Here is a 4,031-nt window from a genome sequence, read left to right on the forward strand (position 1 = left end):
CTTAACTCCTCACTTCTCACAATATGTAATAGCAGAAAAGCAAGATGGAGATAGCTCATTGCCTAAAACAGGAAGTGATGTAAATACAACAAATGCCGCGCTATTAGCATTAGGTCTTATAGGACTAGGAGTAGTTGTTATTAGAAGAAAAAAATAATATGATTATATAAATTTAAGGTGCTAAAGATATATTAATATTCTTAGCACCTTACTTTTGTTAATTAGAAATATAAAAAATGTGTTTAAATAAGTTGATAAAATAATTTTAACGCAAAAACAAATCATTCTATGTAAACTTATACATATAATAAAGTTATAAAAATAACTGTTAAAATATATTAAAAATATAAAAATAGTGTTTTTTGTATAATAAAGTATCAAAATATAACAAGTAAAAATGAAAGTTAAATAATCTTAAAGTAATCTTTACTTAGATTTAGCAAAAAATATCTAGATTTAAATATTATGTATATTATATAATAGTAGCACGAATAAAAAAGAAAAGGGGTGCAAGCTATGTTTACATTAAAACAATTCAAAAAGAAAAGAGCTTTGGCAGCAACAATAAGTGCTTTAATGATGGGAAGCTTAATTTTGCCTGGGATTCCTGTACATGCTGTAACAGATGAAAGCGTGAACATTCAAATTTTAGCGACATCAGATAATCACGGAAGATTTTATCCTTATGATTATGCTCAAAATAAAGAAGATAAGACAGGAAGTTTAACGCAAATAGCTACAGCTGTTAAAAGTTTCAGGGGGACTAATCCAAATACAATAGTTGTAGATGCTGGAGATACAATCCAAGAAAATTCAGCACAGATATTCTTTGATAGTAATCCAGATTATAAGGCAAGTGGATTAATTGGACATCCTATGATAAAAGCTTTTCAAGAAATCGGTTACGATGCAGTAACATTAGGAAATCATGAATTTAATCAAGGTGTTCCTAAGTTAAAGCAGGCCTATAGTCCTATTAATAATGATAATACAGTTTTAAGTAGTAATGTTTATGAAAAAGATGGAACTACAAGAATGTATTCTAACTACAAAATAGTAGATAGAGGAGGAGTGAAAGTTGCTTTATTAGGTATAACTACTCCAAATATAGTACATTGGGATGCTGAGAATTTAAATGGATATAAAGTAACCAACCCTATAGATGAAGCAAAGGCAGCTATAAAGGAGATTAAAGATAGTAATAAGGCAGATGTTATAGTTGCTGTAGTTCATATGAGTGAAAGTGATGAGTATGAAAATTATGGTTCAGGAGTAGAAAATCTATTAAAAGAGGTTCAAGGTTTAGACTTTGTAGTAGCAGGTCACGGTCATAAAATGGTAGATGATATAATACCTAATAATGACAATAAAGTATCCAAAAATAACGTATATAGTGGCGTTAAAATGATAGAAAATAATGCTAGATCAAAGACTATAGGTAAAGTTGATATAACTGTTAAAAAAGTTGATGGTAAATATAAGGTTGTTGATAAGGTTAACGATGTAAAAGCTAAGCTTTACGAAATATATGATGGTACAGCAAAAAAAGTTAATTATGAACCAGATCAGAAATTAATGAATGATTTAAAACCTTATCATGAATTTGCATTAAAGGATGCCAATATAGTTATAGGTAAATTAGAAGGTGGAGCTCTTGCTCCAGAAAATGAGATTAAGGAGATTCCACAAGCACAATTAGAGCCAACAGCTATGATGCAATTTATAAACGAAGTTCAAATGCATTATACCGGAGCTGATGTATCAGGTGCAGCCATGTTTAAAGCAGACCAAAATATTAAGGCCGGAGATGTAAAGAAAGCGGATTCATCCTTAATATATACTTATGAAAATACTTTATATAAGCTAGAAGTTACTGGAGCGCAGCTTAAAAAGTATATGGAATGGTCGGTTAGCTATTATAATCAATATAAGCAAGGAGATTTAACAGTTTCCTTTAATCCAGATGTAAGATTATATAATTACGATATGTTTAATGGAGTTAACTATGATATAGATATATCAAAACCAGCTGGAGAAAGAATTAAGAATTTAACAAAAGCTAATGGTGCAGAAATAAAAGATACTGATAAATTAATTCTTGCAGTAAATAACTATAGAGCTAATACTCAATTATTAACTTACGGACCAATCTTTAAGCAAGGAGAAGCGCTACCTAAACTTATTGAAAAAGATGTAAAGGGAGATATTGGTGGAGTAAGAGAGCTTATAGGCGAGTATATCAAAAATGTTAAAGGTGGAATAATTAAAAATGATTGTACTTCTAACTGGAAAATAGTAGGGAACAATTGGGATTCTGAGTTGAGAAAGTTAGCAGTTGAAAAAATAAAGGCTGGGAAAATAGCTATTCCAAGATCAGTTGATGGAAGATCAGTTAACGTTGCTAGTATTACAGAAGCAGATTTAAATAAAAAAATTCCATTATTATCAATAAATGATATTCATGGTGCTATACCTGAAAATGGGAAAAATGTAGGATTAGCTAAATTAACAACAGTATTTAAAGATTACAAAAATAAGAATTCTGATACTATTTTACTTTCAGGAGGCGATAATTACCAAGGTTCTGCATTATCAAACCTTTTAACTGGAAAGCCTATGAATGAATTCTTTAAAGCTAATGGTTTTGAAGCATCAGCTGTTGGTAACCATGAATTTGACTGGGGACTAAGCACTAAGGATGGATCAAGCATATTTGCAGAGTGGTCTAAAGATTCAGGAATGGATTTCTTAGCAGCTAATATTACTGAAAAAGGTAAAACAGCAGTAGTAAGTTGGGCTAAACCATATAAAATGATAGAAAAAGATGGAGTTAAAATTGGTGTTATAGGTATAACAACTCCAGATACTTTATATCAGACAAAAGCAGAAAATGTTAAGAATATAGAATTTAAGGATCCAGTGGAAACTACTAATTATTGGGCAGATAAATTAAAAAATGAAGGTGTAAGTGAAGGTAAAGCAGATGCAGTAGTTGTATTATCTCACTTAGGAACTTTCCAAGATAAAACTACTAAAGAAATAACAGGTGAAGGTGCAGAACTAGCTAAAAAAGCTAAGAATGTAGATGCAGTAATAACAGCACATTCACATCAAGAGGTAGAAGGTAAAGTAAATGGTATTCCTGTAATCCAGACAGGATATAATGGAAGAAATGTTGGAAATATTAATTTAACATTTGATGTGAAAAATAAACTTATAGCTAGTGATGTTAAATTAGATAAAGTTACAACTAGAGCAAAAGATATAGTTCCAGATAAAGAAATTACTTCTATGGTAGATAAATATTCAGAACAAGTAAAACCACTTTTAAATGAAGTAGTAGGATATAGTGATTTAGCATTAGACCATGATAGAAGAAATCCAGGAACATCAGTACTTGGATATTGGACATCTAAAGTAATGGCAAAGGCTACAGGTGTACAAATAGGTATAACAAATGGTGGTGGATTAAGAACATCAATAGCTAAAGGTGAAATAACAATGAGTAACCTTTATGATGTGATGCCATTTGATAATACTTTAGTTAAGATGAATATTACAGGTAAACAATTAAAGAAACTAGTAGAAAATGGAATAAATAATGAAAAGTATGGTTGGGTACAAGTCGCTGGTGTTAAAGTTTATTATGATGAAAAGGCACCATTTGGTTCAAGAATAACAAAAATGCTTTTAGATGATGGAACAGTTGTTAAAGAAGATGGAGTATACTCAATAGTAACTAATGACTTTATGTCAGGTGGTGGAGATGAGTTTGATTTTAAATCTGGCGTTTCGGATATGGTAAATACTCAAGTTCCAATAAGAGATGTTTTAGCAAAAGAACTTAAAGAAACTACATCAAAAGATAAAGCACTTAACTTTAAGTTCGAACAACCATTAATCGCTGGAGAATATAAAGAAGACGTAAAACCAGTAGATCCAACTAATCCAGTAGATCCAGGTAAACCTGTAAATCCAACTAAACCTGAAAATAAAGAACAAGCAAAAGTTGAATCTAAGCTTGAAAATAA

General features: G+C 30.5%; 2 protein-coding genes. Both read left to right on the forward strand.

Annotated features, from left to right (window positions below; all coding sequences use genetic code 11):
• Positions 1-28 precede the first annotated feature (28 nt).
• Complete coding sequence (locus BUB01_RS24040) at positions 29-157, forward strand: LPXTG cell wall anchor domain-containing protein (RefSeq protein ID WP_207650010.1); 129 nt, start codon at positions 29-31, stop codon at positions 155-157.
• Positions 158-516: 359 nt separating this feature from the next.
• Positions 517-4,031 (forward strand): 5'-nucleotidase C-terminal domain-containing protein (locus BUB01_RS22460; protein WP_072993939.1); only part of this gene is annotated, 3,515 nt, incomplete at its 3' end.

Origin of the sequence: Clostridium cavendishii DSM 21758 (assembly GCF_900141845.1) — a bacterium.
Lineage (GTDB): Bacteria > Bacillota > Clostridia > Clostridiales > Clostridiaceae > Clostridium_AG > Clostridium_AG cavendishii.